We start from the raw sequence: 1,561 nt of genomic DNA, 5'->3' as shown, positions 1-1,561 counted from the left end.
GAACGACTTTGCATAGCAAAGTCTAGAGTGCACACTCCAAATCACGCAGGTCATGTATCGCCAAAAGCCGAGGAAACCAAATGATTACTGATACATCTAAACTGTACGACGATGATGATGAATTATGGATTAAAAACTTTCTGGAATACATTGAACATGATGATGGGGTAGCAGCGAAAGAAAGTCTTATGAAAGGCGTATCCATCTACTACGCAGAACCTGACACCCCAGAAAATTGTGTTATCAAAGAATATCCTGACGGGCGTAAAGAACTGGTAAGTTTCATGACGGGAAAAGAAATACCAGTACCCCCCCGATTTAGAAGTTGACGATTCAACCTATAGAACGGGGTTTTTCCTTTGAGCGGGACGCGAATAAGGCAGGCGTAAAGTTGGCTAACTTTACATGTCCTGCCCTAACTTTGCCGCTGGTTATGCGTGTATACGTGTGTACATGCAGAGTGGAAATCTCAGGGAAACTCGAAGGAATGCCAAAGGAAATCTGTGTACCAGACAAGATGTGTTTTTGGAGTACCGCCACACACAGCTGCATCCGAAAATAACCAGTTCAGGGATAAGACGGAGAAAGACCGCCAGCACACAGGCAGGGAACGGGGCGTTAAACTCTCCCACCCTGAATAACACTAAGTCCGTTTTTGAGAGCTTTCTTGTGGTTGCTTACCGTGCCTTTCCAGCCGAACTGAGGGTTTAGACGATATGTTTTGCTCCGCCCGATCTTCGGCCCTTCCAATATAATTTCGAACTCGATCAGGTTTTTTACCGCACGGCTGACATTTGTTTTTTGCATGCTCAGCGCCTCTGCAATGTCCATTTGTGCTACCTGGATGTAGTTCTCGTAATCTAGCTCTGCGAGCAAGGCCATCAGCACACGCATCTGGTCATGGTTTAGCTCATTGGCAATGGTAATTAGTGCGGCTTGGTTCATGGTAAAGTGCCTCTGAAATGCTGACTTTTGTTTGGGTCGAATCACTGCTACAAAACCGCCTAACTCCTCCCCGGTACCCTGGTCTACCTGTGTGATTCTCCGCATCTAAAAATCTCCATTTCAGGAAAAATAGTTATCTCTCAAGATAACTAAGTTATCTCTAGAGATAACTATTGTCAAAAACTTTCCGCTTGTGGCGCGGCTTCCGAGACACCCCCTTCTGTATCTTATTACTCCCCAACGTTCGCACATTCGAAAAATCAGGAGTTTTTCTGCCAGTTCCGAGCGTAAGGATTTCTATGTTCGGGAAGTGGAAATTCCGCTTCCTCGCCCGCTCGCTCACTACGTTCGGTCGCTGGGGCTGCGGCGAGCGGTGTCAGCTCTCTCGTGTTGTCGGCGATTCCGTTGTTGTTCTTTCGGGGAGGGTCGCCAGATAGCCCCTCAGACGCGCTCAGAAGCCCTCAGACGCACGAAACAGGTTTTAAATGCCCGTTAGGGCATGGAAGGCGCGAAAAACGCTTACAGAGGCTCTCAGGAGGCCTAGCGCGCCGAAGCCCCGCGCCAGCGGGTTACGGTCGTTACCGGAACTACGGGACAGCGCCCCGCGCCCCTGCTA

General features: G+C 48.9%; 2 protein-coding genes. One reads left to right on the top strand and one right to left on the bottom strand.

Translation table 11 applies throughout. The features are described from left to right. Positions 1–80: 80 nt before the first annotated feature. Positions 81–329 (top strand): hypothetical protein, encoded by a 249-nt coding sequence (locus E0L35_RS25240; RefSeq protein ID WP_001614212.1) that lies wholly within the window; start codon positions 81–83, stop codon positions 327–329. Positions 330–618: 289 nt separating this feature from the next. Here E0L35_RS25240 and E0L35_RS25235 read toward each other — a convergent pair whose 3' ends face one another. Further along, a complete protein-coding gene (locus tag E0L35_RS25235; RefSeq protein WP_249362190.1) occupies positions 619–945 on the bottom strand; it encodes a helix-turn-helix domain-containing protein in 327 nt (108 codons plus the stop codon). Positions 946–1,561 lie beyond the last annotated feature (616 nt).

It is taken from the genome of Halomonas sp. ATBC28 (assembly GCF_005937175.1).
Taxonomy (GTDB): Bacteria; Pseudomonadota; Gammaproteobacteria; order Pseudomonadales; family Halomonadaceae; genus Vreelandella; species Vreelandella titanicae.
The sequence above is the reverse complement of the archived record's forward strand: the minus strand, read 5'-3'. Positions and strand labels throughout refer to the sequence as shown.

Bases quoted from the DNA above. Each gene is read 5' to 3' on its own strand.
- E0L35_RS25240 (WP_001614212.1), top strand. From the start codon at position 81: ATGATTACTGATACATCTAAACTGTACGACGATGATGATGAATTATGG.
- E0L35_RS25235 (WP_249362190.1), bottom strand. From the start codon at position 945: ATGAACCAAGCCGCACTAATTACCATTGCCAATGAGCTAAACCATGAC.